This is a genomic window from Pseudomonas triticicola (genome assembly GCF_019145375.1).
Taxonomy (GTDB): Bacteria; Pseudomonadota; Gammaproteobacteria; order Pseudomonadales; family Pseudomonadaceae; genus Aquipseudomonas; species Aquipseudomonas triticicola.
In genome coordinates this window covers 4,259,213-4,285,229 of sequence record NZ_JAHSTX010000001.1, presented here as the reverse complement: position 1 = coordinate 4,285,229, position 26,017 = coordinate 4,259,213, and the positions used below count along the sequence as shown (strand labels likewise).

At 58.6% G+C, this 26,017-nt stretch carries 30 protein-coding genes, 2 tRNA genes and 1 pseudogene; 13 read left to right on the top strand and 20 right to left on the bottom strand.

Features of this window, described 5'->3' with window-relative positions:
• Positions 1 to 74 precede the first annotated feature (74 nt).
• The 5 genes from KVG85_RS18890 to KVG85_RS18870 all read left to right on the top strand — a co-directional run bounded on the left by KVG85_RS18890 (position 75) and on the right by KVG85_RS18870 (position 3,804).
• A complete protein-coding gene (locus KVG85_RS18890) occupies positions 75 to 1,361 on the top strand; it encodes an OprD family porin (protein ID WP_016772155.1) in 1,287 nt (428 codons plus the stop codon).
• Between the two features lie 230 nt (positions 1,362 to 1,591).
• Entirely contained in the window at positions 1,592 to 2,338 is a 747-nt protein-coding gene (locus KVG85_RS18885) for a 2OG-Fe dioxygenase family protein (protein ID WP_016772154.1), read from the top strand.
• A gap of 79 nt (positions 2,339 to 2,417) precedes the next feature.
• The gene (locus tag KVG85_RS18880) at positions 2,418 to 2,795 is read left to right on the top strand and encodes a GNAT family N-acetyltransferase (protein WP_003220700.1); all 378 of its coding nucleotides are present in this window, start codon (positions 2,418 to 2,420) and stop codon (positions 2,793 to 2,795) included.
• On the top strand, positions 2,792 to 3,508 hold the full coding sequence (locus KVG85_RS18875) for an AzlC family ABC transporter permease (RefSeq protein WP_016772152.1): 717 nt from the start codon (positions 2,792 to 2,794) through the stop codon (positions 3,506 to 3,508). Before KVG85_RS18880 ends, KVG85_RS18875 begins: the two co-directional genes overlap by 4 nt.
• Positions 3,487 to 3,804: an AzlD domain-containing protein gene (locus KVG85_RS18870; RefSeq protein ID WP_217864634.1), complete on the top strand. Its 318-nt coding sequence runs from the start codon at positions 3,487 to 3,489 to the stop codon at positions 3,802 to 3,804. Before KVG85_RS18875 ends, KVG85_RS18870 begins: the two co-directional genes overlap by 22 nt.
• Here KVG85_RS18870 and KVG85_RS18865 read toward each other — a convergent pair.
• Complete coding sequence (locus KVG85_RS18865) at positions 3,721 to 4,647, bottom strand: LysR family transcriptional regulator (protein WP_016772151.1); 927 nt, start codon at positions 4,645 to 4,647, stop codon at positions 3,721 to 3,723. The genes KVG85_RS18870 and KVG85_RS18865 overlap by 84 nt on opposite strands.
• 312 nt (positions 4,648 to 4,959) lie before the next feature.
• Here KVG85_RS18865 and KVG85_RS18860 point away from each other — a divergent pair, with 312 nt between their 5' ends.
• A complete protein-coding gene (locus KVG85_RS18860) occupies positions 4,960 to 5,367 on the top strand; it encodes an MbcA/ParS/Xre antitoxin family protein (RefSeq protein WP_217864633.1) in 408 nt (135 codons plus the stop codon).
• Positions 5,364 to 6,044: an RES family NAD+ phosphorylase gene (locus KVG85_RS18855; protein ID WP_217864632.1), complete on the top strand. Its 681-nt coding sequence runs from the start codon at positions 5,364 to 5,366 to the stop codon at positions 6,042 to 6,044. The genes KVG85_RS18860 and KVG85_RS18855 overlap by 4 nt, the downstream gene beginning before the upstream one ends.
• A 52-nt stretch (positions 6,045 to 6,096) precedes the next feature.
• On the opposite strand, the gene KVG85_RS18850 is transcribed toward KVG85_RS18855, so the two are convergent.
• The 8 genes from KVG85_RS18850 to KVG85_RS18815 all read right to left on the bottom strand — a co-directional run bounded on the left by KVG85_RS18850 (position 6,097) and on the right by KVG85_RS18815 (position 12,534).
• Positions 6,097 to 6,312 (bottom strand): hypothetical protein, encoded by a 216-nt coding sequence (locus KVG85_RS18850; RefSeq protein WP_217864631.1) that lies wholly within the window; start codon positions 6,310 to 6,312, stop codon positions 6,097 to 6,099.
• A 129-nt stretch (positions 6,313 to 6,441) separates the two neighbouring features.
• Positions 6,442 to 7,599, bottom strand: a complete 1,158-nt coding sequence (locus KVG85_RS18845; protein WP_217864630.1) for an AAA family ATPase — start codon at positions 7,597 to 7,599, stop codon at positions 6,442 to 6,444.
• A 235-nt stretch (positions 7,600 to 7,834) separates the two neighbouring features.
• Positions 7,835 to 7,910, bottom strand: a tRNA-Thr gene (locus KVG85_RS18840).
• Between the two features lie 415 nt (positions 7,911 to 8,325).
• A complete protein-coding gene (locus tag KVG85_RS18835) occupies positions 8,326 to 9,558 on the bottom strand; it encodes a methyltransferase (protein ID WP_217864629.1) in 1,233 nt (410 codons plus the stop codon).
• Positions 9,539 to 10,228 (bottom strand): ABC transporter permease, encoded by a 690-nt coding sequence (locus KVG85_RS18830; protein WP_016772145.1) that lies wholly within the window; start codon positions 10,226 to 10,228, stop codon positions 9,539 to 9,541. The genes KVG85_RS18835 and KVG85_RS18830 overlap by 20 nt, the downstream gene beginning before the upstream one ends.
• Positions 10,225 to 10,920 carry an ABC transporter permease gene (locus tag KVG85_RS18825; RefSeq protein ID WP_217864628.1) on the bottom strand — a complete coding sequence of 232 codons (696 nt, stop codon included), beginning with the start codon at positions 10,918 to 10,920 and terminating at the stop codon, positions 10,225 to 10,227. The genes KVG85_RS18830 and KVG85_RS18825 overlap by 4 nt, the downstream gene beginning before the upstream one ends.
• Positions 10,921 to 10,997: 77 nt before the next feature.
• Positions 10,998 to 11,747, bottom strand: a complete 750-nt coding sequence (locus KVG85_RS18820) for an ABC transporter substrate-binding protein (protein ID WP_217864627.1) — start codon at positions 11,745 to 11,747, stop codon at positions 10,998 to 11,000.
• Between the two features lie 13 nt (positions 11,748 to 11,760).
• The gene (locus tag KVG85_RS18815; RefSeq protein ID WP_024011209.1) at positions 11,761 to 12,534 is read right to left on the bottom strand and encodes an ABC transporter ATP-binding protein; all 774 of its coding nucleotides are present in this window, start codon (positions 12,532 to 12,534) and stop codon (positions 11,761 to 11,763) included.
• 543 nt (positions 12,535 to 13,077) lie between these two features.
• On the opposite strand from KVG85_RS18815, the gene gabP reads away from it, so the two are divergent.
• Positions 13,078 to 14,469 (top strand): GABA permease, encoded by a 1,392-nt coding sequence (gabP, locus tag KVG85_RS18810; RefSeq protein WP_217864626.1) that lies wholly within the window; start codon positions 13,078 to 13,080, stop codon positions 14,467 to 14,469.
• A gap of 71 nt (positions 14,470 to 14,540) precedes the next feature.
• Here gabP and vapC read toward each other — a convergent pair whose 3' ends face one another.
• The 5 genes from vapC to KVG85_RS18785 all read right to left on the bottom strand — a co-directional run bounded on the left by vapC (position 14,541) and on the right by KVG85_RS18785 (position 17,186).
• Positions 14,541 to 14,948, bottom strand: a complete 408-nt coding sequence (gene vapC, locus KVG85_RS18805) for a type II toxin-antitoxin system tRNA(fMet)-specific endonuclease VapC (protein ID WP_217864625.1) — start codon at positions 14,946 to 14,948, stop codon at positions 14,541 to 14,543.
• Positions 14,948 to 15,178, bottom strand: coding sequence for a type II toxin-antitoxin system VapB family antitoxin (gene vapB, locus KVG85_RS18800; RefSeq protein WP_039756568.1), 231 nt, complete (start codon positions 15,176 to 15,178; stop codon positions 14,948 to 14,950). The genes vapC and vapB overlap by 1 nt, the downstream gene beginning before the upstream one ends.
• 164 nt (positions 15,179 to 15,342) lie before the next feature.
• On the bottom strand, positions 15,343 to 15,795 hold the full coding sequence (locus KVG85_RS18795; protein ID WP_217864624.1) for a hypothetical protein: 453 nt from the start codon (positions 15,793 to 15,795) through the stop codon (positions 15,343 to 15,345).
• A gap of 6 nt (positions 15,796 to 15,801) precedes the next feature.
• Positions 15,802 to 16,215 carry a hypothetical protein gene (locus tag KVG85_RS18790; RefSeq protein WP_016772137.1) on the bottom strand — a complete coding sequence of 138 codons (414 nt, stop codon included), beginning with the start codon at positions 16,213 to 16,215 and terminating at the stop codon, positions 15,802 to 15,804.
• 29 nt (positions 16,216 to 16,244) lie between these two features.
• Entirely contained in the window at positions 16,245 to 17,186 is a 942-nt protein-coding gene (locus tag KVG85_RS18785) for an alpha/beta hydrolase family protein (protein WP_217864623.1), read from the bottom strand.
• A gap of 334 nt (positions 17,187 to 17,520) precedes the next feature.
• On the opposite strand from KVG85_RS18785, the gene KVG85_RS18780 reads away from it, so the two are divergent.
• A complete protein-coding gene (locus tag KVG85_RS18780; RefSeq protein ID WP_186548453.1) occupies positions 17,521 to 17,811 on the top strand; it encodes a YceK/YidQ family lipoprotein in 291 nt (96 codons plus the stop codon).
• A gap of 12 nt (positions 17,812 to 17,823) precedes the next feature.
• Here the strand turns inward: KVG85_RS18780 and KVG85_RS18775 are convergent, their stop codons facing one another.
• From KVG85_RS18775 to KVG85_RS25990, 6 genes and pseudogenes are all read right to left on the bottom strand, one after another.
• Positions 17,824 to 18,171 (bottom strand): hypothetical protein, encoded by a 348-nt coding sequence (locus KVG85_RS18775; RefSeq protein WP_217864622.1) that lies wholly within the window; start codon positions 18,169 to 18,171, stop codon positions 17,824 to 17,826.
• A gap of 95 nt (positions 18,172 to 18,266) precedes the next feature.
• Positions 18,267 to 18,342, bottom strand: a tRNA-Phe gene (locus tag KVG85_RS18770).
• Positions 18,343 to 18,433: 91 nt separating this feature from the next.
• On the bottom strand, positions 18,434 to 18,706 hold the full coding sequence (locus tag KVG85_RS18765) for an oxidative damage protection protein (protein ID WP_016772129.1): 273 nt from the start codon (positions 18,704 to 18,706) through the stop codon (positions 18,434 to 18,436).
• Positions 18,703 to 19,770 (bottom strand): A/G-specific adenine glycosylase, encoded by a 1,068-nt coding sequence (mutY, locus tag KVG85_RS18760; RefSeq protein ID WP_217864621.1) that lies wholly within the window; start codon positions 19,768 to 19,770, stop codon positions 18,703 to 18,705. The genes KVG85_RS18765 and mutY overlap by 4 nt, the downstream gene beginning before the upstream one ends.
• Positions 19,767 to 21,983, bottom strand: coding sequence for an AsmA family protein (locus KVG85_RS18755; protein ID WP_217864620.1), 2,217 nt, complete (start codon positions 21,981 to 21,983; stop codon positions 19,767 to 19,769). Before KVG85_RS18755 ends, mutY begins: the two co-directional genes overlap by 4 nt.
• A 78-nt stretch (positions 21,984 to 22,061) precedes the next feature.
• Positions 22,062 to 22,276: pseudogene (locus KVG85_RS25990) on the bottom strand (GNAT family protein); the annotation flags it as partial.
• A gap of 231 nt (positions 22,277 to 22,507) precedes the next feature.
• Here KVG85_RS25990 and KVG85_RS18750 point away from each other — a divergent pair.
• The 4 genes from KVG85_RS18750 to KVG85_RS18735 all read left to right on the top strand — a co-directional run bounded on the left by KVG85_RS18750 (position 22,508) and on the right by KVG85_RS18735 (position 25,938).
• Positions 22,508 to 24,172, top strand: coding sequence for an OFA family MFS transporter (locus KVG85_RS18750; RefSeq protein WP_016772126.1), 1,665 nt, complete (start codon positions 22,508 to 22,510; stop codon positions 24,170 to 24,172).
• A gap of 273 nt (positions 24,173 to 24,445) precedes the next feature.
• Positions 24,446 to 25,039, top strand: coding sequence for an imidazoleglycerol-phosphate dehydratase HisB (gene hisB, locus KVG85_RS18745; protein ID WP_016772125.1), 594 nt, complete (start codon positions 24,446 to 24,448; stop codon positions 25,037 to 25,039).
• Entirely contained in the window at positions 25,039 to 25,677 is a 639-nt protein-coding gene (gene hisH / locus KVG85_RS18740) for an imidazole glycerol phosphate synthase subunit HisH (protein WP_217864619.1), read from the top strand. Before hisB ends, hisH begins: the two co-directional genes overlap by 1 nt.
• Complete coding sequence (locus tag KVG85_RS18735) at positions 25,678 to 25,938, top strand: DUF2164 domain-containing protein (RefSeq protein ID WP_011332018.1); 261 nt, start codon at positions 25,678 to 25,680, stop codon at positions 25,936 to 25,938.
• Positions 25,939 to 26,017: the final 79 nt, after the last annotated feature.

Here is a 26,017-nt window from a genome sequence, read left to right as displayed (position 1 = left end):
GAATACAAGAGTGCAGAAAGCGCCGTTTCAGCCGTTCGACACAGCGCGTTTCAACCCGTAATAAGGAAAACAAAATGTTGAACAAGCGAATCAGTCTGATCGCACTGGGGATGTTGAGTGCTACACAGGCCATGGCTAACGACCAGGCCGAATCCAAGGGTTTCGTTGAAGACAGCAGCCTGAAAGTGCTGCTGCGCAACGCCTACATCAATCGTGATTACAAAGACGGTAACAAGGACAAGGCCGAATGGGGCCAAGCGGCCATCGGTACGTTCTCGTCGGGCTTCACTCAAGGCACCGTCGGTGTCGGCGTGGACGCTTTCGGTCTGTACGCATTGCGCCTGGACGGCGGCAAGGGCCGTAGCGGCGCCGGCGGCATCGACTTCTTCAAACAGGAAAATGACGGTCGTGCGAACCACGACATCGCCAAGGGCGGCGCAGCGGTCAAATTCCGTGTGTCCAACACCGTGTTGACCTATGGCGACCAGATGCCGGCCCTGCCGGTGCTGAGCTACGACAACGTGCGTCTGCTGCCGGAAAGCTATACCGGTACTTTGATCACCTCCCGTGAGATCCAAGGCCTGGAATTGAACGCCGGCCGATTCACCGCCGAGTCGCGCAAGAGCGATGAAGGCCGTGACAGCGGCGGTCTGAAGTCGATCAACGTGTTGGGCGGCAGCTATCAGTTCACCGAACACTTCAAAGGCGCGCTGTATGCGTCCGACGTTGAAGACGTCTTGAAGAAACAGTACGTGAACGCCAACTACGTGATCCCGTTCAACAAGGATCAGTCCCTGACCCTGGATTTCAACGGCTATCGCACCAAGCTGGACAACTCCTATGTCCGCGAAAACGGTGTAACTGGCGACGACAACAAGATCTGGAGCCTGGCAGCCACCTTCGCCACTGGCCCGCACTCGTTCACTGTGGCGCATCAGCGTTCCACTGGCGACAGCAACTTGGGCTACGCCTATGGCGGCTATCAGAAAGACCAGGGTCGTGTTGGCGACGGTGGTAACTCCATCTACCTGGCCAACTCCTACTGGTCTGACTTCAACGCCGAAGACGAACGCAGCTGGCAGCTGGGTTACGGCCTGGACTTTGGTTCGTTCGGTGTTCCGGGCCTGAGCTACAACTTCGCTTACGTGCGCGGCGACAACATCACCACGTCCACCAGCGAAGGCGGCACCGAGCGTGAGATCTTCAACCAGTTCAAGTACGTCGTGCAGAGTGGCCCGGCCAAAGACCTGAGCGTGAAGTTGCGCAGCTCGATCCTGCGCGTATCGCAGAAATCCAGCGAGTACAACGTCAGCGGTAACGAACTGCGGGTATTCGTGGACTATCCGATCAACATCTTCTGATGATCGATCCGCTGTAAGAAAAATGAGAAAACCCCGATTCGTTCGGGGTTTTTTTTCGGCGGTTTTTCAGCGAAACCGCAAATAACCGGTGTTCTTGTCATGTAAAAGTCGTTTTTCAAGCGCTGCAGATTCCGTTTCAAGCAGTGCTTCAAATGCCTGAAATTCTTTCTCATGGACGCAAATTCTCCACCCAATAGATTAGGGCGTTCAACGCAGCGGAGAATTTGGTAATGATCGTTTTGAACAGAGAAGTGGGCGAATCGCTACGGCGCGACAAGTTTGTCAACGTCCAGGGTGGTGACTTCAATCTCTACGGTCATTTTGCCGACTTCGTCAGACTGACCAAAAGTTGGGAAAACATGGAGCCTGACAGCTACTACGGTCAGGCCGAAGCCGGCATGCGTTATCGTCGTTACAGCGACTTTGAATACAATCCGAAAACCCGTGAGCTCAAGCAACTTGAGCATCGCGCTTACGTGCAATCGAAAGAGAACAACGCTTACGTCGGTGGCGTGGTACGACACTTTCAGGACTTTTCCGAAGAAGTGATCTCTTCGCCGGTGATGCGCAGCCTGATCGACACCGATTTCGAAGTGTACAAAAGTGTCCTGCCGGAAGAGTTGCACGATGAAATCTGGCAGTGCCAGATCCATCAGATCCGCATCGAGATCAAACCCGGCAAACAGCTGGAAATCACTCCTGAAGGTATTCATTGCGACGGCTATCCGTTCAGCGGCGTGCACTTCTGGGGGCGCAATAATGTCGAGGGCGCTGAGAGTCGTTTGTATGACATTCATCAGCAGCAACTGGCGGCGACCACCTACGAGGAAATTCTCGATACCACCTACTTCCTCGATCGCGACATGCGCCATTACGTGACCCCGGCGCGCAACACCCACACCCATGCCATGGCGTACCGGCAGATTCTGGCGATTTCCTTCTCGCGGCCCGGGACCGCTTTCGACATTGTTCGCTAATCAGATCACCCCAATCGACGGCGTCGAGTGCTCGACGCCAGTGGTACTGCGCCGCGCATCTGCCAAGGATGCGCAACGCATGGAGCGCTTCTTCCGCCAGTTCGACGAAGTGTCGTTCTGCGAATGGCAGGACGCCAAATGCCTGCGCGGCGTGTTGATCCAGAAAACCACCACGGCGTATCTGGCTTTCGATGTCGAGGGCGAGATCGTCGGCGCGGTGCTCGGTGGCATGCTCGGCAGTCGCGGCACGATCAACCATCTGGCCGTGAGCCCGCGTTACCGCAGCCAGGGCGTGGGCCAGCGTTTGGTCGAAGCAGCGTCGTCCGACATGAAACGGGTCGGGGTGCTGCGGATGTTTCTGTTCGTCGACGATGCTAACCTCGCGGGCAAGCGATTCTGGACCGCCCAGGGTTTTTGCGAGCCTCACGGCGAACGAACATTTGAGAGGGATCTATGAATGAAAGGTCCGGCAGCGCGCCGCTGATGGCGACTCATCAGCCGTCGCGCACGTTTGCCGAAGCCAGCCCGGTGGTCGCCGGGTATTTCACCGTGTCATTTGTCTTCGGGTTGATGGCGGTCAACGCCGGCCTGCCGATGTGGCTGCCGGTGGCGATGTGCTTGTTTGTCTATGCCGGCGCTTCGCAATTCGCCGCGCTGGCGCTGATCTCCAGCGGTGCGTCGCTGACCACCATTGTGCTGACCACGTTTCTGATCAATGCGCGGCACATGCTGATGTCGGTGTACATGGCCAAAGCCCTGCGCGCATTAGGCTTGAGCCGCATGGAGCGTTGGGCTTACGCCGGTGGCCTGACGGATGAATCCTTCGCCTTTCACAGCGTCAAGCTCGGTACAGGCGCTCCGGTCAACGTGCGTTATCTGATCGGTTTCAACCTGTTCTGCCACACCTCGTGGGTGCTCGGCGGTTTGCTTGGTGCGGTCTGCGCGCAGTACGCGGCGCACTTGATCAAGTATCAGCTCGACTACGCGCTGACGGCGATGATGCTCTACGTGCTGGTCTCGCTGTGCAACACGCGCAACAAACTGATCGCTGCCGCTGCCGCCGTGGTGTGCATGGGTGCGCTGAGCCTGATCGGCAGTTCGCCCTTCAACGTATTTATCGCCACGTTTGTGGGCTGCGGAGTGGGTGTATGCCTGACCAAACGTTCCTGATTCTGGTGGTGGTGCTGATGATGGCGGTGACCTTCCTGCCGCGCGCCTTGCCGCTGCAGATCAACACCGAACACTGGCCGCCGTTCGTGGCGCGCGCACTGGAATATTTGCCGGTGGCGATCGTCGCTGCGATCAGCCTCACGCCCCTGTTGATCAAGGACCGGCATATTCAGCTCGATCGCCCGGAATTCTATGCCGCGATTCCGACGTTGCTATGTGCGTATTTCAGCAAAAACCTCTTTCTCAGTGTGGCGGTGGGGACGGCTGCGTACATTGCGCTCGGCTCGTTCATGTAGCGGCAGATCAACGACGTCGTTCAGCGCCTGGTGGGACAACTCCGGGTTGTTTACCGCCAGGCGCACTTCGAGGAAATCCTCGAAACCGGGAAAAATCGTCAGGCCGTTTTTCTGCGCCGCTTCACGCGAGACCATGCCGACCGCATCCATCTGCGTGATCAACGACAGCGTCAGGGTTTCGCTGCAGGAATAGACCATGCGCTGGCCGTTCTCGTGATTGCCCAGCCCGGCGTCGAGAAAACGCAAAAAGCTGTGGGAATACGGACAATCTTCCGCAGGACGCACCTGGAACTTGTTGCCCAGCAAAGTCAGCGGATCGTTTTCCTGACCGCAATGCGCACCGACCACCTGCACCTGCACATCCGGCAGGACGATGCTCGGCAGCCCCGGCCGCTGCGGGCCGATCAGCACGGCAAGGTCGAAATCTTCGTTCTTCAGCTTGCTGAGGTTTTCCATCGACTCGGCGTAGCTGAATTCCATCTGATAATCGGGAAACACCTCGATCAGGCGTCCGATCATGCGCCGGTTGAAATCAGGCGACAGGGTGTTGTTCAACGCCACCTTCAACGTCCGCTGCCCGGGCACCTTCAGCGCTTCGACCTTTTCTTCCATCTGTCGCGTGGCGATCAACACTTTGTCGATGTAAGGCGTGAGCTCCGTGCCTTGCGGCGTCAGCGTCAGGCCCTTGTTGGAACGGCGAAACAAGCGGAAACCGAACTGCTCTTCGACCTTGTTCAACTGTGCGGCCAACGCCTGCACGGTCAGGCACGAATGCTCGGCTGCGGCCGACAACGAGCCGGTCTGCACGATGCGCATGAGGTTGCGTAAGGTTCTGCTATCCATGGGTAATGCCCTCTGAAGTGGGCTGGGTATTGTTGTGTACGAAACGACCGAAACGGCGCCATATGCCGGCTATATTCCTGCACCTGAGCATAGTTGTCGCGGCTTTAGTAGCGAATTGATTTCCCCGCCGATGGCTGGAGGCTGACAGAGGATCGGGGTTTTTGCTGGGATGGGGGTGATGGAGATCAAAAAATGCGTGCGAGAAGCATGGATTTTTCAGTCTGCACGGTTGTTCATCAGTGTATTAATTTTGGGTAAATGTACAGATATGTACTAACCTCAAGGCATGATGATTTCTCTGGAGGCGGCCAAATGCCAACTTCATCTACTGCGTTAAACCCACGCGAACAACTCGACGTCCCCGAAGCCGGGCGCGTTGCGCTGAAGTTCTTCTTCAACCTCATGAAGCACTGGGGCTGCAACGCCGAGCAACAACGCACCCTGCTCGGAGGAGTCGGCAACACTACGTTCTACAAATACAAACACCTGCCGAACATACGTCTGCCCCACGACACGCTCGAGCGCATTTCTTATCTGATGGGCATCCACAAGGCGTTGAGCATCATCTTCAGCAACAGCCGCGAGCGCGCCTACGATTGGGTCAGCAGCCCCAACACGGCGGCACCGTTCAACGGCAAAACCGCGCTGGATTACATGCTGGCAGGCCGGGTGGTCGATATCGCCGATGTGCGCCGCTACCTCGACGGAGTGCGCGGTTGAAAGCGCCGGCGCAAGTCGATGTGCCATGGCCGCGCGCCTATCGTATCGTCAACAGCAGCTTCCCGCCGATTGCGCTGTTCGAAGATGTCCTCGAACCGGAGGACCTTGAAGTTGCCTACGCCATCGAAGCACTGACCAATGATCGGCTGATCGAACAGGCCGGCGTCCTTGCCCGCGTACGTCCCGAAGATCGCCTGTCCGGCCCCGGTTCCAGCCCGGTGATGGCCGCGTTCACTCACGTCGGCAAACGCAGCCGTTTCACTGACGGCACCTTTGGCGTCTATTACGCCGCCAGCAGTCAGGCTGCGGCCATCGCCGAAACCTGTTTTCATCAGGAACGTTTTCTCGCTGCGACCCAGGAAGCTGATCTTGAATTGACCATGCGTACTTACATCAATCAAGTGATCAGGCCGCTGCATGATATTCGTCATGGCTTTGATCATCTGCATCAGCCTGATCCTGAAGCCTATGGCCCATCACAGCTGTTCGCGCGACAACTGCGCGACGCCGAGTCGTGGGGCTTGCTCTATAACAGCGTGCGGTTGCCTGGGCATGAATGCGTTGCAACGTTCCGCCCGCCAGCGGTTTCGATTCCGAAGCAGGGCAAGCATTTGCGGTATGTGTGGAGCGCGAGTGAGGGCAGGATTTCGTTTGTGTTAGAGGTCAGTCAGGTCTAACCGGCAGATTCGCATAGGGCGCAGCCGCAAAGTTTCACGGCTCGAACTCCGATCACGAGACATCGTCCTTTGTATCATCTCTATTGTGCAGTTGGCTTTCTGCTCGCTCAAAGGCCTCCATACTGGCTCTGCCATAACTGGCCAACGCTAGCCTGCTACGCTCGGTGAGTTGAATATCGGATGTAAGCAGGTCGATGAACAACGACAGTGCGTGTCCAGCTTCCTCAAATGTTTCGCGAATCTCCAGACAGTTGTTCCAGTTGGACATCACTCGACTACCTGTTTAATTTATCGGCGGTCAGCTTATGCGGGACGGGCCAAGTCCGTAATCAACGTTGCGTATCAACTTGTGATGTCCCAGCAACACTGTGAGGGGGTCTCGAAGCCTGCCTGGAGCCTAACTCCCCTCTATCAAAGCCCGCTCTTCCAGCCAGATTTCCTGCACGAACTGATCTGTGATCGCATAAATCCCATGCCCGCGTCGCATGATGATGTTTTCGGCTACCAACGCAATCACCACCGGTTGGATTTCTTCTACCCGTACCTCTCGTCCGACGGACCTCGAATACTCAGCCGCTGCGTCAGTAGAAAAAATTCCGCGAGCATCGCCTTCTGTAGATGCGATCTTGTTGAAAACCGCTTGAGCCAGGCTACCCAGTTGCTCGACTTTTTCCAGTTCGATGCTCGCCGCGGCCGAACGTAATGTGCTGGCTATTACGGGTAGGAAAACATCGGGCTCACCTTCCTGCTGCAAGAGTTGGCGTAGGGCTTTCAGCATTTCTTCAGGTCGGTTTCCCAACGTGTTGAACGCTTCAATAGCGGCTTCGAGGGACGGCAATTTTTCCTTTTTTACTGTCATTGCTAGCCGGTCGAGCAGGAACTCAACGTAATCACCTTGCAGTAACGGGTAGGCGGCTGACGTGGCGCCGGAAAAGGCGTGGTTACGTTTTGCGGTCAGTTCGCTGACTTGTGCCCGGTGTGAGCCGGTACCAATAAACAGAAAATATCCCGGTGTTTTCGGGCGAGGGTTGATGGCATCGCGGGCGGCCTTGAGTGCCAGGAGCAGTTGATTGCCGTCGTCTGAGGAAATGGCGTGCTGCACTTCGTCAATGATCAACACCAGATCAGTCTTCGCCTGATCAACGACCTCTGTGAGTGCTTGAGCCAATGTCGGACCATCGGCATTGCCAATACTGTCGAGTTTGAAGCCGAACTTGAATCCAGCGGCGCCGATTTCCACATTGCTGACTCGCTTGAATGTTTCCAATGCAGAGGAGCCAGGTGTTTGCAGATCTTTCAGGGTTTCCCGGATGGCGTTGTGCACGAGCTTTGCCGGGTTAGCCAGAGTGTCGCTCCATAAGTCGACGTAGATGACCAAAGCACCTGCTTCTTCCAACGCCGGGATAAGGTCGTTCCTCAGAAACGTCGTTTTGCCTGTGCGGCGCAGGCCAGATAGAAATAACCCTGAGCGCAGACCTTCGTCGAGCACACCTGGATTGAGAAGCTGGTTAGCCATTGACTCGGCCAGTTCTGGGCGCTGAAAAATGCTACTCATACGATTACACCTTTTTATGTGTCCACCATAATTATTGCTATTTCATAATTTAGCATGAAGATGGAAATGTGAACCGTTGGTTCAACGTCCGCGCTTTCGAGGTGTGTAAGAGGAAGTGTGGCTAATCGCGCGAATGCGAGGGGAGAAGCTATTTTCACCGACGGTAAAACTGCCAGGAATATAAACCCCCAGAAACAACAAAGCCCCTGCATTTCTGCAGGGGCTTTGTTTTGTATGGTGCCGGCACCAGGAGTCGAACCCGGGACCTACTGATTACAAGTCAGTTGCTCTACCAACTGAGCTATACCGGCGTGTGGGCGACGATTATAGCGATTGGGCTGGTTCTGTAAACCCCTGAATTCAGACTATTTTTGAGCGAACATCAAATTGTCTTTTACGCGGGTTGCGATGCCAAGGGTTGTACCGCTGAAATTGATAAGTCCGATCACCTGCGCTGTAGGAAATATCGGGCTGCAGTGCTGCCGAAATCATGGAATGTGCGCGTTATCCCTTTTTGACGGCGAGGTTATGCACAACGCGATACTCGTAGACGACTTTCCAATCCATTTCCATGGAGCCGTTCTCATTTTGTACGCAAATCGCTGTTCTCCCAGTTCTTTATTGGTGTGAACAAAAAATGACCAATAGTGATAAATGCTTGAAACAGGTGCGGGGATTGGATCCATGAAGATTTCATCAACAGAGTTATCCACAGGCTGAGCGTTTTCACCGCTCGGCCAGCAGTAGCAGGTTGCGCGGCGTGAGCGGTGATCCGCAAAAGGTGCCGAGTCGGACGCTGTAGCCTCGCTCGATGAGGAACAGCGCCCGATCCAGATTCAGCCAAATCTCAAGTGGTCGGCGGAACAGGCCGCGCAGCAATTCCAGGTTGCGCACTTCGGCCAACCGCTGCCAACCGGCGGCCTCCAACGCCTGCCAATCGGGCGTGCCGATTGTGGATAACTCCTTCAATGCAGCCAGATCCCTGCAGTAATCGGCGAAGAATTTTTCCAGCCAGGCGCTGGGGAGTGATGGGGTCGGCAGGTATTCATCGACGCCGCGCACTTGCCGTTGCAGCAGGTCGAAAGCCAGGCGACGAGCCATCGAGGTGTCGCGCTGACGTCGGACGCGCGCACCGGCGGTGACGGTTTCGCTCATTGGTAGCGCCAGATCTTCCAGCGATAGCTGTAGGAGTGATGCCGATCCTGCGCAGGACAAGACCTGATATTCGTTACGACTGATACGGTTGTAGCAGCAGGGCGCGATCGCCATTTGCTGGCAACCTGCGGCACTGGCCAGTTGCATCAAGCGCACATGAAGATCACCGCAGGCGTGGAGGGCGATGGGGGTGTGGGCGGCGTTCAATATGGCTGGGGCGTCTGCCGCCAGTACATCCTGTTCGACATGCAGGGCGTGCAAGTGATGACGCTGACTCAGTGCCTGACCGCTGGCGACCAAGAAAGGATCGTATTCAACGCAAGTCAATTGTTGCCCGTCACCCAACAGGCGCCGTCCCAGATGCCCTTTGCCGGAGCACCAGTCCAGCCAATGCGTCGGCTGTGAGGCAAAAGACAAACGACTGGCAAACGCTTCAATCTGCTGCCACTTGCGCCCGGGCACATCGACATTCAAGCGATGTCCGGCAGCTTCAAGCGCACGTCCCGGCAATTCACCGACCGCAGTCAACTCTGCCGACAACTTCGCCAATGAAGCGAACGGCTCAGGCGCTTCGACAAGATCAGCAGGATGGTTATGCGCGCGTTCTGCATCTTCCAGCGACCGCTCGCGTAGCCACGCAGACAACTCCGGGTAGGATACTTCCCATGGAAGTTGTAGGTGAGTGAACGGCCGAGGTTTCCACAGCGCCTGATGCTTAATCAAGAAAGCATCCAGCGCCGTGAAACGGGCGAGTAGGGCCTCGCCCGTCAGCACGTGGGAAGTATCAGCGGCCTTGGCAGGCATCGACGCGCAGCCAGCGCTCCAGCAGCTTGAAGCCGCGTACCAGCACGTAAGCCATGACCAGATAGAACACACCGGCGGCGAAGAAGATCTCAACCGGCAGATAAGTGCGGGCGATGATCGTGCGGGCCATGCCGGTCAGTTCCAGCAGGGTCACGGTGCTAGCCAGGGCGCTGGCCTTGAGCATCAGGATCACCTCGTTGCTGTAGGCCGGCAGGCCGATGCGCGCGGCACGGGGCAGGATGATATAGAACATCGCCTTGGGCCTGGACATGCCCAACGCACGTGCGGCTTCGATTTCACCGGGTGGAATTGCCTGAATGGCTCCACGCAGGATTTCGGCGATGTACGCCGCCGTGTGCAAGGTCATGGTCACGGTCGCGCACCAGAACGGATCGCGCAGGTACGGCCACAAAGCGCTTTCACGCACGGCGTCGAACTGCGCCAGGCCGTAATAGACCAGAAACAGCTGCACCAGTAACGGTGTACCGCGGAAAAAGAAGATGTAGGCGTACGGCAGCGAGCGCACGTACCAGCGCTTCGAAGAGCGCGCGATGCCCAGCGGAATGGCGAGCAGCAGGCCGGCGATGACCGCGATGGCGACCAATTCCAGCGTCAGGGTCGCGCCCTGTGCCAGTTTCGGCAGCCACTTGATAATGACTTCCCAGTTCATTGCGCGCTCCTCGCAAAGCCGCGGGCGGCGCGTTTTTCCAGGAAGTGCATACCGGTCATCGCCAGCACTGTCAGGCCGAGGTACATGATCGCCGCGACCATATAGAAGGTGAACGGTTGTTTCGACACGGTCACACCGATCTGCGCGTGACGCATGATTTCTTCCAGACCGATGACCGATACCAGCGCGGTGTCTTTCATCAGGATCATGAACAGGTTGCCCAAGCCCGGCAGGGCGATGCGCCACATCTGCGGCATGATCAAACGGGTGAAAATCCGCCACTTCGACAGGCCCAGGGCCTGGCCGGCCTCACGGTGACCCTTGGGAATGGCCAGCAGGGCGCCACGAAACACTTCCGTGGCGTACGCGCCGAAGCACAGGCCCAGCGCGATCACACCGGCGGCAAAGGCGTTGAGTTGCAGGTCGGGGTTGCCGATGTACTCACCGAGGGCGCGCATCAGGTTGACCGTACCGAAGTAGATCAGCAGCACCCAAAGCAATTCCGGGACGCCGCGCACCAGTGTCGAGTAGGTACCGCCAAGCCATTGCAGCGGCTTGTACGGGGAAGTCTTGGCCAAGGCGCCGATCAGGCCGAGCACCAGGCCCAGGCACAGGGCGGTGAGGGCCAGTTGGACGGTCATCAGCGCACCAGCGGCGAGCGCCGGGCCGAATCCGTAGAGGTCGATAATCATGGGTTTCTGTTCAAATTGCGGCAGGCAAAGTCGGGAGCCGGCGCCGCTTGATCACGGCGCCGGTCCCACAGGTCAGATCAATAGATGCTGAACGGGAAGTACTTGTCGTTGATTTTCTTGTAGGTACCGTCAGCGACGATTTCCTTCAGGGCAGCGTTCAACTTCTCACGGAGTGGGTCGCCTTTGCGCACGGCGATACCGATCTTGTCGCTTTCCACTACCGGGTCGCCCTTGAACTCGTAGTTCTTGCCAGCGTCGGTTTTCAGCCAGTCATAGTTGGCGTACTTGTCGGCGAGGATCGCGTCGACACGGCCAGATGTCAGGTCGAGGTAGGCGTTTTCCTGGGTGTCGTAGAGGCTGACCTTGATGTCGTCGCCGTAAGTGTCTTCCAGCCAGGTGCCGGCCAGCGTTGCGCGCTGGGTGCCGATGGTCTTGCCCTTGAGCGAGTCCTTGTCGGTTTTGAAGTCGACGTTTTTCGGCGCGATGAACTGCAATTTGTTCGAGTAGTACGGATCGGTGAAGTCCACCGCCGCTTTGCGCTCTTCGGTGATCGACAGCGAGGAAATCAGGAAGTCGAACTTCTTCGCGTTCAGCGCCGGAATGATGCCGTCCCAGTCGGAAGTGACGACGGAACATTCGGCTTTCATCTTCGCGCACAGGGCGTCGCCGATTTCCTTGTCGAAGCCGACCACTTGGCCGCTGGCATCTTTATTGTTGAACGGCGGGTAGGCCGCTTCGATGCCCATTTTCAGGGTTTCAGCCATGGCGCCGGCGCTGAACGCGAGGGTGACGGCGGCGGCCAGAAAGACCTTCTTGAAATTCTGCATGCATGTTGCTCCGTTAGCGGTTGCTGGACATGAATTGTTTGCAGCGCGCCGAAAGCGGGTTGTCGAACACCTGCTGTGGCGATCCTTGCTCTTCTATAAGGCCCTGGTGAAGGAACACCACTTCGCTGGAGACCTGACGGGCGAAGCCCATTTCGTGGGTCACGAGCAGCATGGTGCGGCCTTCTTCGGCCAATGCGCGGATGACACTAAGTACTTCCTGAACCATTTCCGGGTCAAGCGCGGAGGTGGGCTCGTCGAACAGAATCACTTTCGGCTGCATCGCCAGGGTGCGGGCGATGGCGGCGCGTTGTTGCTGACCACCGGACAATTGCGCCGGGTAGGCGTGGCGCTTGTCAGCGATGCCGACCTTGGCCAGCAACGCTTCGGCGACTTCGATGGCCTCGGCCTTGCTCTGGCCGAGCACGCGGCGCGGGGCCTCGATGACGTTGTCGAGCACGCTCATGTGCGGCCACAGATTAAAGTTTTGAAATACAAAACCAATCTCCGAGCGCAGGCGATTGATCTGTTTGCCGTCGGCGGCGACCAGTTCGCCGTTCTTCGCGGCTTTGAGCTTGAGTTCTTCACCGGCCACGAGGATCTGGCCCTGGTGCGGGTTTTCCAACAGGTTGATGCAACGCAGGAACGTGGACTTGCCGGAACCGGAAGAGCCGAGGATCGAGATCACGTCGCCGTCGCGGGCGGTCAGCGAGATGCCTTTGAGCACCTCCAGCTGTCCGTAGCGTTTGTGCAAGTTGCGGATTTCAAGCGCGGGCGTGGCCTCAGCCATGTGCGTTCCTCATATATGTTGCGCTCCTGCTGTTGGCGGGCCTTCCTGGCGAGGCGGCCAAGCTAGCATAGCGTTTCAATGGCAGCCAACAGCGCTACGAGCGGTAAACGGGTGGCATGTGGCGGGTTGTCGCATCGGCGCAGCAGACTGTCGCCCCATCAACAACCGAACGGGTGTCTGATCGTGCAAACCCGTGGGTGCCGCGTAAAAAAAGGCGCGATGTTGCCAGCTTTGGCGGGGTGTTGGAAGCGCTGTCCGGCCGAACGTTCCTTATTCGCCCTTTTTCTGTGCGTCGCACGGTTTTTCTGTGTGTTTCTGGTGCGCGGATTCGTCTTGAAAGTGAGTCGCGGGGTAACGTTCTGGCGAATAGCCATTAAACTCAATGACTTGCAGCGGATGCCGGAGCCCCCGGCCCTCAAGGACTTGAAACATTTTGGCGCAAATATTGCGTGCAGAATAAGGAACAGGCCGTTGGATTCTTTTTACGAGAAAGAATTTTCAGACGCGCCGGACGCACTCGCTTTCCTTGCAAAGGTAGTCTCTATGAGCAGTACCCCAAGCTCCACTGGCCTCGAACAGGGGCTCAAACCGCGTCATGTGACCATGTTGTCGATCGCCGGTGTGATCGGCGCCGGCCTGTTCGTCGGCTCCGGCCACGCCATTGCTGCTGCCGGCCCCGCCGTGCTGCTGGCTTACGCCGCTGCCGGTACTCTGGTGGTGCTGGTGATGCGCATGCTCGGCGAAATGGCCGTGGCTTCGCCGGACACCGGTTCGTTCTCGACTTACGCTGACCGCGCGATCGGTCACTGGGCCGGTTTCACCATCGGCTGGTTGTACTGGTGGTTCTGGGTGCTGGTGATTCCGCTGGAAGCCAACGCCGCCGCGACCATCCTGCATGCGTGGTTCCCGGGGGTGGACATCTGGGCCTTCGCGCTGGTCATCACCATGCTGCTGACCGTGACCAACCTGTTCAGCGTGAAGAATTACGGCGAGTTCGAGTTCTGGTTCGCGCTGATCAAAGTGTTGGCGATCATCGGTTTTATCGGCCTCGGCCTTGCAGCGATTTTCGGTTTCCTGCCAACCAGTCAGGTCAGCGGTGTGACGCATCTGTTCGACAGTGGCGGCTTCCTGCCCAACGGCATGGGCGCTGTGCTGGGCGCGATCCTGACCACCATGTTCTCGTTCATGGGCACCGAAATCGTCACCATCGCGGCGGCGGAATCGAAGGACCCAGGCAAGCAGATCTCCAAGGCGACCAACTCGGTGATCTGGCGAATCGGCTTGTTCTATCTGGTTTCGATTTTCATCGTGGTGGCGCTGGTGCCGTGGAACGATCCTACCCTGGCCAACCTCGGTTCCTACCAGACCGTACTTGAGCGCATGGGCATTCCCAACGCGAAGATGATCGTCGACATCGTCGTACTGGTGGCGGTGACCAGTTGCCTGAACTCGGCGCTGTACACCTCGTCGCGCATGCTGTTCTCCCTCGGCAAGCGCGGCGACGCCCCAGCCATGTCGACCCGCACCAACAAAAGCGGCACGCCTTACTGGGCAGTGATGTTGTCGACCGGCGCAGCGTTCCTCTGCACCTTCGCCAACTATGTGGCTCCGGCCGCGGTGTTTGAATTCCTCCTGGCCAGCTCCGGCGCCATCGCCCTGCTGGTGTATCTGGTGATCGCGTTCTCGCAACTGCGTATGCGTAAACAGCGCATGGCGCGCGGCGAGAAAATCGTCTTCAGCATGTGGCTGTTCCCGGGGCTGACCTGGGCGGTGATCATCTTCATTGTCGCCGCGCTGACCATCATGCTGTTCCAGGAAGCCCACCGCGTGGAAATCCTCGCCACCGGTCTGCTGAGCCTGATGGTGGTGGCTGCTGGGTTGCTGGTATCGCGCCGGCGCAAGCTGGAGAAGCGTGGTGCTGTTGTATTGAACTGAGTTGTAACTCGTGATGTAGAAACGGCCGCTGTCAGTGCATGAAGAGCGGCCGTTTTTTGTTTCTGAGCAGCTCAGTCAGGTTGAACCCAGTCCTCGATTCGCAAACCGGAAACGCGTTCAAACTCCCGTACGTTGTTCGTCACTACAATGAGTCCAAGTGACCGCGCGTGGCCAGCGATCATTTGGTCGTATGGCCCGATCGGCGTTCCAGCCTTCGCAAGTTCAGATCGAACCATCCCGGCCTGTGCGGCTGCGTCGTTATCGAAAGGCAAAACATCCAGTCTCGCGACAAACCCTTCGACAATCGCCAGATTCTTCTCCGGGACCGCTGACTTTTCAGCACCGTAAATAAGCTCCATGAGCGTGATAGCGCTGATGCACAACTGCCCGGAATGTCGATTGAAGGCTTCCCGGACAATTTGTGGTTTGTTCTTGATGGTGAAGATGCAGATGTTTGTATCCAGCATGTATTTGATCATCAGAACGACTCGCGCTCCTGATCAGTGGGTTGCTCACGGTCAGCCATGAAATCAGGGCTGACGCTGTCGCCATCAAACCAGCTATCCCAGCTTTCTCCAGCAGGCGTAATGACGCGTGTTCTGCCAATCGCGATAACTTCCACGCGTTTAACGTCGCCGGGCATCGCAACTGCCTTTGGCAGGCGGACTGCCTGACTTCTATTGCTCATGAAAATTGTGGTCTGCTCCATATCCGACCTCCGGGCCTGATCCTGTGATTGGTTCAGGATAGGTTGTGCTGGGGATATGTCAACGGGATATACATTGTCATTGGGCAAAGAGTGCTAGGCCATCCAAACAAAAAAACGGCCGCTGTCAGGGATGACTAGCGGCCGTTTTGGTTTCTGAGCAGGGCTTATTCGCTCTTGTCTTCCTGGGTGTCTACCGACTTCCCATAAGCATCCAGCGCCAGCCCGAAATCCGTAATGAACTGCGGCTCGCTCAGCCAGGCCTGGGCTTGTTCGATGGTCATGCCGTCGGCCCACATGCGGTAGTCGATGAGCATGTCGGCGGCGAGGTGGGTGGCGGCCATGCCTTCGTTGTCGGCGTTTTCCATGTCGAGCAGTTCAGGATGGTCGACGATGATGAAGGCCAGTTCGCGCAGCAGGGTCAGCAGCATTTCGTTGCGGCTGACGGCTTCGGCGTCGCGCATTTTGCTGAACATCGCCAGGGTGTATTCCGGGATCGGCTCGGCGAGGTGGCCGAGGTCTTCGTCCTGATCCAGCGGTTTGCGCCCGACCATGCGGATTTGCTTGGCTTTGGCCTTGGCGCGTTTGGCGCGTTTCTGTTGCTTGTTCAGGGATGCCATGGGAGCTCAGTTCTTCTGTTGGGTTTGTGCAGCGATCGCGTCGGATGCCGCCACATAGTCAGCCTGGAAGGCCGGGGATTCGATCCACGCCAGCGCGCCAGCCTCGTCGGTTTCCTGTGACCACTGGCGATACTCGATCAGCGCGGCGAGGATGAAATCCATCGCGCCTTCTTCGCCTTCCTGCTCATAGACCAGTTCCAGCAGCGGGTCTTCGAGGAACGCGGTGCACATGGCTTGCTGGCTGATCTTCTCGGCGTCGATCATTTTCTTGAACAGTTCGGTCAGGTCCACCGATTCGAAATCGATGCGGTCGTCGTTCGGGTCCAGCTCGACCGGCGCTTCGGCGCGCTTGGTGCGGTTCTGCTTGGCCTTGGCTTTGGCCCGGGTGGCGCGTTTTTGCTGCTTGTTGGCGGAGGCCATGATGTGTTCCGTCGTGCGTGGAGAAGGGCTCAGCTGCGCGGGACTTGCCGCCCGGGTGTGTCGGGGGCCAGTGCGCCGGTCTGCAGCCAGGTCAGAGCGATGGGCCATAGTGTGGCTTGGTATGCGCTGCGAAAAAAGCCGAAATGTCCGACTTGTTGTTCGCCGATGTCCTGCGGCTCGATGCGCAGGTGAGTTTTTGCCGCGTTGCTGAAGTAGCTGAGCAAGCGTTCGATGGCCGGGATCGTGCCGTAAGGATCATCGCAGAGGCTGATGGCGAGGGTCTGCGCGCGGACGTTGGCGAAAGGCAGGGCGCCCGCCTTTTTCATCAGGGCACGACCGCTTGGACGATCCTCGTAACGTGCGGTGGGTGTGCTCCAGTCGCGGACTACACCGGTGGGCGTGTCCTCCAGCCAGCCGAGCCGCTTGCCTGGAAAATAACCGCAGAGCAGCGCCATCAAAGGCATGACCACATGCCACTTGCCGAACATCCGCCAGCGGTGTTCGGGGGCGTAATCGCGCCAGTAGGCGAACTGCGCACCGACGGTTACCAGCCGTCGGATTACCTTGCCGGATGCGGCGAGACCGGCCGCGCAACCACCGAAGCTGTGGCCAACCACATCGATTGGCTGACCGGGAAACTCCTGCTGCGCGCGTTTGAGCATCGCTTCGAAATCCAGCGCGCCCCAGTCGGTCCACGAGGCACGCAGCCCTTTGATCGATTCGCTGCGGGATTCGCCGATGCCCCGGTAGTCGTAGGTCATCACGTCGAAGCCGTGGCAGAACAGATAGGCCGCGAACCGTAAATAGTGGCGACAGCGCACGGAGGTGGCGGCGTTGATGATGACCACCGGGCGCTGTGGATCGGGCGAACTATGGCGCCAGGTGAAGCCGCCGAGTGCGTAGCCGTCGGCTGCGTTCTCTATGAACGATTCGCCAATGGTTGCCGGGTCGGTCGAAAGGCATTTGTTCATAAGGGCTCGGCCTTTGCGAAGGTGGATCGAGAATGAGTCTGGAACTGGCGCCGAGCAACATACGGAACGCAGTGCGTTCCGAATTCAATGTGATCGAATTCGTGACGTGCTGCGTCACGATTTACATAAGTCCGAGAGACAGTTCATTTCACACCCGCTGCAGTTCATGCAACGCGCAGCGGCGTAATGCCAACATGACAGCGTTCGAATGCGCCGTCGCGCAACAGGCAATCTGGTTTAACCGATATGCCGAGTCAGCAGGTAAAGCAGTCACGAGCGAAAGGCGCGAGTACAATCCCGCGCCCAGTATTTTGTGACGTAAGGAAGCGCTGTTTTGAAAGGGATTCTGCGAATTGGCTGTGTCATAGGCCTGGCACTGCTGTTGGTTGGCTGCGGAACGTTTATCGGACGCTTGAATGATGGTCTGTCCGACGCCGAATATTACCGAGGGGTCGATGGCGGCCTACACCTGCTCGGTGTTCGGGGAGGAGGCAGCGATGGCATGCCGGCAGCGATCATCTGTTACATGATGATCGTCTGCCCGGTCATCACTGTTGTATCCCTGCCAGTGGATGCCGCTGTGGATACAGTCTTGTTGCCCGTCGATTACATCAACACTCTGTGAAGGCGGCATGCACTATTGACTTGTGCGCTTGCGCTTCGGCCTCTGCTCGCGCACCCGCCCTTTGCGATAAATCCACAACCCAAACACACCAATGGCCAGCATGAATGCCGTCCAGAAGCTCTGCCAAACGAACTCGAACCAGTATCGCCGAGGTTGCAGTGCCAAGGTGTAGGTGCTGCGCGGCCCACGATTGTTGGTAGTAATGGAGCCGCTGATCCAGCTTTCGATCAGCATGTAGATTGAAAGGCAGACGGCAATGGCAATCAGCACGCCGGCGAGGACGGTCAGCCAATAACTCAAGCGGCTTTGCCAATACGGCGGAGGATGGGGCAGGAGGACGCGGGTTCGTTTCTGATTCATCGAGTGATGGCCCTTTTCCGTAAGGGGTAAGCAGTGTCCATCAAATCCCGGACATAAAAAAACCCTGAATCTTGCGATTCAGGGTTTTCGGTATTTGGTGCCCAGAGACGGAATCGAACCGCCGACACGGGGATTTTCAATCCCCTGCTCTACCGACTGAGCTATCTGGGCAACGGGGCGCATTAAAAGGGTTTTTCGGATTTACGTCAACGACTTTTTGAAAATTTCTTAAATTAATTCCGTCGCTTACGAAATCTGCGGGTTATTCGGCTGGCGGCACGTAGCCTTCGGCCTTGGCGTATTCCTCGCCGGAGAAGTACTTGTCCATTTCGCCCTGCAGGTATTTGCGATCTTCGGCGTTCATCATGTTCAGGCGCTTTTCGTTGATCAGCAGGGTCTGGTGTTTCTGCCAGTCGGCCCAGGCCTTGGCCGAGACGTGGTCGAAAATGTCCTGGCCCTTGGCACCCGGGAAAGGGGCGCGTTCCAGCGCGGGCAATTCTTCTTTGTACTTGCGGCACATTACGGTGCGGGTCATGGCGATTCTCCTGCATTCAAGACGGCGGCCGCGCGTTCGAGCAAGGTCTTGACCGGGGCAGCAAGGCCCAGGCGCGGCGGGGTGGCGAGGTTATACCAGAGCCAGTCGGCCTCGGCCACGTGATGGCTGGCTTCCTGCACCTGAACCAGCCAGGGTTCGATGGACAACTGGAAATGGCTGAACGTATGGACGAGGCTTGGCAGCGCCTGCTGTTGGCCCATGGTCAGCGAGTGCTGATCGGCCAGATGTTGCAGATCGTCGAGGTCGTCCAGTTCCGGCAGGCTCCACAAACCGCCCCACAGGCCCGTCGAGGGGCGGCGATAAAGCAGAATCGCACCTTCGCCGTTGGCGAGCATTGGCATCAGCGTGCGTTTCTGCGGGATGGCCTTGCGCGGCTTGGGAATCGGATAACGGGTTTCCAGGCCAAGCATGTGCGCTTCACAGCCACGCTTGAGCGGACACAGCAGGCAGCTCGGCTTGCTCCTCGTGCAGAGTGTCGCGCCAAGATCCATCATCGCCTGGGTGTAAGCGTTGACCCGATCATGGGGGGTAAAGCGCTCGGCGTTGGCCCACAGCTGTTTGGCGACTTTCGGTTCGCCGGGGTAGCCCTCTTGCGCCGTGAAGCGCGCCAGTACGCGTTTGACGTTGCCGTCGAGGATTGGCGCGCGCAGGCCCATGCTGATGCTGGCGATCGCCCCGGCGGTGGACAGGCCGATACCTGGCAGCTCGGTGAGTTTTTCCACGTCGCGCGGGAATTCGCCAGCGTACTGGCTGACGACGATCTTCGCGGTCTTCTGCAGATTGCGAGCGCGAGTGTAGTAACCCAACCCGGTCCACAGGTGCAGCACCTCGTCTTCCGGCGCTGCGGCCAGCGCTTCGACTGTTGGCAGCGCCGCCATGAAACGCTCGAAATAGTTGAGCACGGTGCTGACCTGAGTCTGCTGCAACATGATCTCGGACACCCAGACCCGATACGGATTGATGTCCTGCTGCCACGGCAAGTCGTGGCGGCCATGGCGGTCGAACCACTCCAGCACAGCCGTGGAAAATTGCTCCGCTGTCATCGCTTGAACAGTCCCTTCAACGCGTCTTTCAATTCCGGGCTGACTTTGTCGCCCAGTTTTTCGTCGATTTTCTCGCTGAGCTTGTTGCCAGCCATCTTGCTGGCGACCTGACCGAGGCGGTCATTGTCGACACGGCAGGCCTTGGCCCCCAGTTCCAGCGGGCCACGGCAGCGCAGTGGCCACTCGATGCCGACGAATTTCTCGCCGACCTGACAGGCCGGGTCGGGCATGGCGCTGGTGTCGCCCTCGACGATGATGCCGACGCGGTAGTCCATGCCGAGCACGCGCAGGTCGATGTCGCCGTCACCGTTGACGGTCATGCCGGGGATGCGCACTTTCAGGTCGGGGTTGCTGGCGACGCCATTGCGCACGGTCAGGTTGCCCTTGAGCTCCTCGAATGGTGTGTCCTTGCCCCGTGGCTCGCCGCTGAGGGATTTGCGGTTGAGGGTGGCGATGCCTTTGCACAATTGCTGTTCAAGGTTGGCGTTGAGCAGCACGCCGTTATTGATGACGAAACTGGCGTTGCCGTTCAGCGTATCGATCAGCGCCTGTTGGCTGTTGCCGCTGCCGGTGAGGCTGCTGGTCAGCGTTACCAGACCTTTGACCGGCGGATTCTTGCCTTGGCTTTCAATGATTTTTTCCGCCGGCACGCGGTTGAGCCGGGTCTGCAGGTTCAGCACCGGCGCGCTTGGGCGCACGTCGAGTGTGCCGTTGGCGACGAAGCCGCCGTTGTACAGATCGCCGCTCAGGTTAGTCAGCGTCAGCAGGCCGCCCTGGCCGGTGGCTTTGAGCGCGGCGTTCTGGATCGGCAGTTTGTCGAGGGTCAGTTGGCCGAAAGTCAGATCGGCATCGACGTCGAGTTTGGCCAGGCGTTCGACCGGTAGCAGGCGCTCGGTGCTCCAGGCGGTTTTGCTCGGTTTGTCTGGCAGCGGCGTGGAGCCCGCGACGGCGCCGGCCTCGGTGCTGGCGACTTCGGCCTGACGGGTTTGCGTGGCGCTGTTGGCCTGGGCCGATTTCGGTGGCAGGTAACGGTCGACGTTGAACGTGTCGGCCTTGAGAATCGCGCGCAGCGATTGTTTGGCGAAGTCCTCGATGGCGATGCGGCCGCTGAAGCTGCTGTCATCGAGTTTCAGGTTGATGTTGTCGAACGACAGGCTGGTCGGAGTGGCAGCAACGCGGCTGACCAGTTCGACCTTGCTCAGGCTGCCTTCGCCCATCGCCGGCAGTGTCTGGCCAATGCTGTCGACGAATTTCGCCAGATCGAACTGGGCAATGGAAATGCCGCCGCTGATCTGTGGCGTCTTGTCGAGGTCGTTGGCTTTCAGTTCGCCCAGGGCGCGCAACTGGTTGGCGGAAATCTTGATGCCGGTCCATTCGGCGACGTTCGCTGCCTTGTCCAGCAGCAACTGACCTTGAGCGGAGAAGGTCATGGTCTTGCCTTGCAGCGGATCGCCAGCGAGTTCGCCGGTCAGCTTCAGGTCTTCGAACTTGTAGCGTTGCAGGGCGCGCTCGAAGCGCAGCTCGCCGTTGAGCTCGGTGCGCACGCGCAGCACCGGTTGGTTGGTGCCGAGGAACGCGGTGGCTTTCACCGGGATATTGGTCGAATCGTGTACCGGACCGGTGCTCAGTTGAATGCTTTCAGCGCTGAACTGTTTGCCGGTCAGCTCATCGGTGTATTCAACGCGGGCGTTGTTGACGGTCAGGCTGTCGATGTCGAGGCGGATCGGTTGCGCCGGTTTTTCCACGGCGACGGTCGGTTCGCTGGCGGTTGCGCCCGCTGTGGCGGGTGGCGTCGAGCCAGGTGCCACAGGCACCTTGCCGATGTCTTCCCAGTTGCCGTGGCCGTTCTTGTCACGGTTCAGGCGCAGGTTGAGGCCTTCGACGCGTACGTCACTCATCTGCACTTCCCGGCGCAACAGCGGCAGCACGCGCACGGACAGGCCGAGCATCTGCAAGTCGGCAAACGGTTCGGCAGGTTTGGCCAGGGTGGCGACGCTGGCTTCGTGCAATTCCAGGCCGAGCCACGGGAACAGGCTCCAGCCGATATCGCCATTGAGCGTCAGCTCGATGTGGGCCTTGTCGCGGGCAATCTGGCGGATCTCGTCTTTATAATCGTTGGGATCGAAGAGGTGGGTCAGGGCAAAGCCTGCCGCCACAATGATCAGCAACAGCCCGAGAAGTACCAGACCCAGGATTTTGCCGAACGCTTTCATGGGCGAGTCCTTGTAGTTAGTCGAATTGGTCATATGGCCGGGGAGTATAGCGCTGCCGGCACCCGGTTCGGTGTGGCGTCATCTGCCGAGGGTCGGCGGCGGCACCTGCAACTTCGCCACAGGGCCTGCGCTTGAGGATGCCCGGCGGGCGCCAGAGGGCGCAATCCGGCCCCCGCTTGCGACGCCATTTTTTGCGCTTGGTTCACCCGTCGTTCAGTCACGCCCAGGCGACGGGTAACTTTTCACACGCATAAATGGGACAAGTAGCAAACGGCGTGGTGCCTTTGCAGACGCGGGGTTGACGGCTTCCCGAGTCATACGAGAACAGATGACTTGAAAAAAGGTGATATCAGTTTGGTTTTTCTGTCACCTGAGAATGGTAACCTTCGCCAGTTCGTCCGCCCGTCTGCGACTTAACGTCGCGCCTTCAAGGAGCTTCACCTAAAAAAACGGTCATGCCTGCGTGCATAAGGCCGAGGGTGAGCAGTGGCTGGCGAACCATACTAACAATTGGGGGATACACAATGAGCACGAGCATCACGGCGGACGGCCTCAAGGCCGACCAGCCTGCGTTCCTGTCCAAGGAACGCATCATCGCCAAGCCCGGTTTCAACCGCTGGCTGGTTCCACCGGCCGCTTTGGCCATTCACCTGTGCATCGGCATGGCTTACGGCTTCTCGGTGTTCTGGTTGCCGCTGTCCAAGGCACTCGGCGTTACCGCGCCGGTGGCTTGCGCGCCGGACATGAGCTTCATCGCACAGGTATTTTCGTCGAACTGCGACTGGCCGATCTCCATGCTCGGCTGGATCTACACGCTGTTCTTCATCTTCCTCGGCTGCTCGGCAGCGATCTGGGGTGGCTGGCTGGAACACGCCGGTCCTCGTAAAGCGGGCGTGGTCTCGGCCTTGTGCTGGTGCGGCGGTCTGCTGATTTCCGCGCTGGGTATCTATACCCACCAGATCTGGCTGATGTGGATCGGCTCCGGCGTGATCGGCGGTATCGGTCTGGGCCTGGGCTATATCTCGCCGGTGTCGACCCTGATCAAGTGGTTCCCGGACAAGCGCGGCATGGCGACCGGCATGGCGATCATGGGCTTCGGTGGCGGCGCGATGGTCGGCGCACCACTGGCGACTGCACTGATGAGCCACTTCGCTTCCCCAGAAGGCGTAGGCGTATGGCAGAGCTTCGTGGCCATGGCGGCCATCTACTTCGTGTTCATGATCGGTGGCGCACTGTCCTACCGCGTGCCGCCAACCGGCTGGAAACCTGAAGGCTGGACCGCTCCGGCGAAGAAAGCTTCCAACGCCATGATCACCAACCGTCACGTCCACGTGAACGTAGCGTGGAAAACCCCGCAATTCCGTCTGGTCTGGCTGGTGCTGTGCCTGAACGTGTCGGCGGGTATCGGTATCCTCGGCATGGCTTCGCCACTGTTGCAGGAAGTGTTCGGCGGCAAGCTGCTGGGCGTCGATGTGCCGTTCGGTCAACTCGACGCTGGCCAACTGGCCTCGATCGCGGCGATCGCAGCGGGCTTCACTGGTCTGCTGAGCCTGTTCAACATCGGTGGCCGTTTCTTCTGGGCCTCGTTCTCGGACTACCTGGGCCGCAAGAACACTTACTTCGTGTTCTTCGCGCTGGGTTTTGCCCTGTACGCGCTGATTCCGAACATGGGCCATCTGGGCAACGTTGCGCTGTTCGTGGCGGCGTTCTGCATCATCCTGTCGATGTACGGCGGTGGTTTTGCCACCGTTCCGGCGTATCTGGCCGACCTGTTCGGTACACAGATGGTCGGTGCGATCCACGGTCGTCTGCTGACTGCCTGGGCCGCTGCCGGCGTGCTCGGTCCGGTGCTGGTCAACTACCTGCGTGAATATCAGTTGAGCATCGGCGTGGAACGCGCTGCCGCTTACGACATCACCCTGTACATCCTCGCCGGCCTGCTGGTGCTGGGCTTCCTGTGCAACCTGATGGTGCGCCCGGTGGCCGACAAGTACTTCATGACCGACGCCGAACTGGCCGCCGAACAGGCGCTGGGCCACGACAAGGGTGCCGATGCCAGCACCGTTCTGGAGTGGAAAGCGGCGCCGGGCACCAAGCCTCTGGCGATCGCGGCATGGCTGGTGGTGGGTATTCCGTTGGCGTGGGGTGTGTGGGTGACCCTGCAGAAGACGGCGGTACTGTTTCACTAAGGTGTTAGCTGAATAAACACCGAACTTGTGGGAGCGAGCCTGCTCGCGAAGACGGAGCACCAGTCGATATCAATGTTGGCTGGCGTACCGCATTCGCGAGCAGGCTCGCTCCCACATTTGGTTATGGCATGCCTGTACTGGCTTGTATGGACATGTCTACCCGCGACAGCCGGGCGTTCTGTCCGTCAGGCATCTCACCTCTCGTGTTTCTGTTTGCCTCCTGCGTGCCTATAATGGCTGCCTTTTTCGCCCAATGATTTTGCGGAGCTGGTGATGGCCGAACGTAAGGCGTCTGTCGAGCGCGACACTCTGGAAACCCAGATCAAAGCCTCGATCAACCTTGATGGCACCGGAAAGGCCCGATTCGATATCGGTGTACCTTTTCTTGAGCACATGCTGGATCAGATCGCCCGTCACGGGTTGATCGACCTGGATATCGAATGCAAGGGCGATCTGCATATCGACGACCACCATACGGTGGAAGACGTCGGTATCACCCTCGGCCAGGCGTTTGCCAAAGCCATCGGCGACAAGAAAGGCATCCGTCGCTATGGCCATGCCTACGTGCCGCTCGATGAAGCGCTGTCGCGCGTGGTGATCGATTTCTCCGGTCGCCCGGGCCTGCAGATGCACGTGCCGTACACCCGCGCTACCGTCGGCGGTTTCGACGTTGACCTGTTCCAGGAGTTTTTCCAGGGCTTCGTCAACCACGCGCTGGTCAGCGTGCACATCGACAACCTGCGCGGCACCAACACCCACCACCAGATCGAAACCGTGTTCAAGGCTTTCGGCCGCGCGCTGCGCATGGCCGTCGAGCTGGACGAGCGCATGGCCGGGCAAATGCCGTCGACCAAAGGCGTTCTGTAATGCAGACGGTTGCAGTTATCGACTACGGCATGGGCAATCTGCACTCGGTGGCCAAGGCTCTTGAGCACGTCGGCGCCGGCAAGGTGCTGATCACCAGCGATGCGAACGTGATTCGCGAAGCCGACCGCGTGGTCTTCCCGGGCGTTGGCGCAATTCGCGATTGCATGGCGGAGATCCGTCGCCTCGGCTTCGATTCGCTGGTCCGTGAGGTCAGCCAGGATCGGCCGTTCCTCGGCATCTGTGTCGGCATGCAAGCCCTGCTCGATACCAGCGAAGAGAACGCCGGCGTCGACGGCATCGGCCTGTTTCCGGGCGCGGTGAAATTCTTCGGCAAGGATCTGCACGAAGACGGCGAGCACCTGAAGGTCCCGCACATGGGCTGGAACGAGGTGAAGCAGAACATCAGTCACCCGCTGTGGCATGACATCCCGGATCTGGCGCGTTTCTACTTCGTGCACAGCTACTACATCGCCGCCGCCAATACGCGTCAGGTGGTGGGCAGCGGTCATTACGGTGTCGATTTCGCTGCCGCGCTGGCCGATGGCTCGCGTTTCGCCGTGCAGTTCCACCCGGAGAAAAGCCATACCCACGGCCTGCAACTGCTGCAGAACTTCGCTGCGTGGGACGGTCGCTGGTAAATGGCTGTCAAGAAGTCCAAACCGCCGATTCTGACCCTCACTCCCGAGCAGGAGAGCGAGGCCAATCGCAAGATTCAGCGGTTCATGGAGGATCGTTTCGAGCTGGACCTGGGTTCGTTCGAAGCGGCGGAAATTCTTGAGCTGTTTACCCGCGAAATTGCTCCGCACTATTACAACAGGGCGATTTTCGATGTGCAGACCCACCTCAAGGAACGGTTTGAAAGCATCGAAAGCGACCTGTGGGCGCTCGAAAAAAATTAAGAGCAGCGGCAAGCGTCAAGCTGCAAGCTGCAAGAGATAGACGCGCGTGCGCGCTTGCAGCTTATGGCTTGCAGCTTGC

What these genes read in the sequence shown, in the direction of transcription:
- hisB (WP_016772125.1), top strand. Translation starts at nt 24,446, where the DNA reads ATGGCCGAACGTAAGGCGTCTGTCGAGCGCGACACTCTGGAAACCCAG.
- KVG85_RS18850 (WP_217864631.1), bottom strand. Translation starts at nt 6,312, where the DNA reads ATGTCCAACTGGAACAACTGTCTGGAGATTCGCGAAACATTTGAGGAA.
- KVG85_RS18845 (WP_217864630.1), bottom strand. Translation starts at nt 7,599, where the DNA reads ATGAGTAGCATTTTTCAGCGCCCAGAACTGGCCGAGTCAATGGCTAAC.
- vapB (WP_039756568.1), bottom strand. Translation starts at nt 15,178, where the DNA reads ATGGAGCAGACCACAATTTTCATGAGCAATAGAAGTCAGGCAGTCCGC.
- KVG85_RS18785 (WP_217864623.1), bottom strand. Translation starts at nt 17,186, where the DNA reads ATGAACAAATGCCTTTCGACCGACCCGGCAACCATTGGCGAATCGTTC.
- KVG85_RS18880 (WP_003220700.1), top strand. Translation starts at nt 2,418, where the DNA reads ATGGAGCGCTTCTTCCGCCAGTTCGACGAAGTGTCGTTCTGCGAATGG.
- KVG85_RS18825 (WP_217864628.1), bottom strand. Translation starts at nt 10,920, where the DNA reads ATGATTATCGACCTCTACGGATTCGGCCCGGCGCTCGCCGCTGGTGCG.
- KVG85_RS18815 (WP_024011209.1), bottom strand. Translation starts at nt 12,534, where the DNA reads ATGGCTGAGGCCACGCCCGCGCTTGAAATCCGCAACTTGCACAAACGC.
- KVG85_RS18830 (WP_016772145.1), bottom strand. Translation starts at nt 10,228, where the DNA reads ATGAACTGGGAAGTCATTATCAAGTGGCTGCCGAAACTGGCACAGGGC.
- KVG85_RS18835 (WP_217864629.1), bottom strand. Translation starts at nt 9,558, where the DNA reads ATGCCTGCCAAGGCCGCTGATACTTCCCACGTGCTGACGGGCGAGGCC.
- KVG85_RS18795 (WP_217864624.1), bottom strand. Translation starts at nt 15,795, where the DNA reads ATGGCATCCCTGAACAAGCAACAGAAACGCGCCAAACGCGCCAAGGCC.
- KVG85_RS18735 (WP_011332018.1), top strand. Translation starts at nt 25,678, where the DNA reads ATGGCTGTCAAGAAGTCCAAACCGCCGATTCTGACCCTCACTCCCGAG.
- KVG85_RS18750 (WP_016772126.1), top strand. Translation starts at nt 22,508, where the DNA reads ATGAGCACGAGCATCACGGCGGACGGCCTCAAGGCCGACCAGCCTGCG.
- KVG85_RS18755 (WP_217864620.1), bottom strand. Translation starts at nt 21,983, where the DNA reads ATGAAAGCGTTCGGCAAAATCCTGGGTCTGGTACTTCTCGGGCTGTTG.
- KVG85_RS18890 (WP_016772155.1), top strand. Translation starts at nt 75, where the DNA reads ATGTTGAACAAGCGAATCAGTCTGATCGCACTGGGGATGTTGAGTGCT.
- KVG85_RS18820 (WP_217864627.1), bottom strand. Translation starts at nt 11,747, where the DNA reads ATGCAGAATTTCAAGAAGGTCTTTCTGGCCGCCGCCGTCACCCTCGCG.
- gabP (WP_217864626.1), top strand. Translation starts at nt 13,078, where the DNA reads ATGAGCAGTACCCCAAGCTCCACTGGCCTCGAACAGGGGCTCAAACCG.
- KVG85_RS18860 (WP_217864633.1), top strand. Translation starts at nt 4,960, where the DNA reads ATGCCAACTTCATCTACTGCGTTAAACCCACGCGAACAACTCGACGTC.
- KVG85_RS18790 (WP_016772137.1), bottom strand. Translation starts at nt 16,215, where the DNA reads ATGGCCTCCGCCAACAAGCAGCAAAAACGCGCCACCCGGGCCAAAGCC.
- mutY (WP_217864621.1), bottom strand. Translation starts at nt 19,770, where the DNA reads ATGACAGCGGAGCAATTTTCCACGGCTGTGCTGGAGTGGTTCGACCGC.
- KVG85_RS18875 (WP_016772152.1), top strand. Translation starts at nt 2,792, where the DNA reads ATGAATGAAAGGTCCGGCAGCGCGCCGCTGATGGCGACTCATCAGCCG.
- KVG85_RS18775 (WP_217864622.1), bottom strand. Translation starts at nt 18,171, where the DNA reads ATGAATCAGAAACGAACCCGCGTCCTCCTGCCCCATCCTCCGCCGTAT.
- KVG85_RS18865 (WP_016772151.1), bottom strand. Translation starts at nt 4,647, where the DNA reads ATGGATAGCAGAACCTTACGCAACCTCATGCGCATCGTGCAGACCGGC.
- KVG85_RS18765 (WP_016772129.1), bottom strand. Translation starts at nt 18,706, where the DNA reads ATGACCCGCACCGTAATGTGCCGCAAGTACAAAGAAGAATTGCCCGCG.
- KVG85_RS18870 (WP_217864634.1), top strand. Translation starts at nt 3,487, where the DNA reads ATGCCTGACCAAACGTTCCTGATTCTGGTGGTGGTGCTGATGATGGCG.
- hisH (WP_217864619.1), top strand. Translation starts at nt 25,039, where the DNA reads ATGCAGACGGTTGCAGTTATCGACTACGGCATGGGCAATCTGCACTCG.
- vapC (WP_217864625.1), bottom strand. Translation starts at nt 14,948, where the DNA reads ATGATCAAATACATGCTGGATACAAACATCTGCATCTTCACCATCAAG.
- KVG85_RS18885 (WP_016772154.1), top strand. Translation starts at nt 1,592, where the DNA reads ATGATCGTTTTGAACAGAGAAGTGGGCGAATCGCTACGGCGCGACAAG.